Source organism: Rhizobium sullae (assembly GCF_900169785.1).
Lineage (GTDB): Bacteria > Pseudomonadota > Alphaproteobacteria > Rhizobiales > Rhizobiaceae > Rhizobium > Rhizobium sullae.
The window spans coordinates 1-436 of record NZ_FWER01000197.1 but is presented as its reverse complement, the minus strand read 5'-3'; the positions used below and the strand labels follow the sequence as shown (position 1 = coordinate 436).

At 59.6% G+C, this 436-nt stretch carries 1 protein-coding gene; it reads right to left on the bottom strand.

The features are described 5' to 3' along the window. Positions 1 to 436: class II fructose-bisphosphate aldolase (locus tag BN1800_RS39745; RefSeq protein ID WP_179214041.1), on the bottom strand; the 436-nt coding region annotated here is incomplete at both ends.

Genomic DNA, 436 nt, shown 5'->3' with positions numbered 1-436 from the left:
CTCGGCTTCGCCCATGCCGGTCTCCAGCGAACCTAGGACGCCGAGTTCTCCCTCCACAGAAACGCCGCCGAGATGAGCCATCTCCGTCACCTGTTTGGTGACCCCGACATTGTAGTCCCAATCGGCCGGTGTTTTGGCATCCGCCTTGAGCGAGCCATCCATCATGACGGATGTGAAGCCGGCTTGAATGGCGGTCATGCAACTGGACGGTTCGTTGCCGTGATCGAGGTGCACGCAGACCGGGATGTGGGGATAGATTTCGACGACCGCATCCATCATGTGCTTCAGCATGATGTCGTTGGCATAGGCTCGGGCGCCCCGAGAAGCCTGCATGATCGCGGGCGCGTCGAGCGAATCGGCGGCCTCCATGATCGCGAGGGCCTGTTCCATATTGTTGATATTGAATGCGGGCACTCCGTAGCATTTTTCTGCGGCG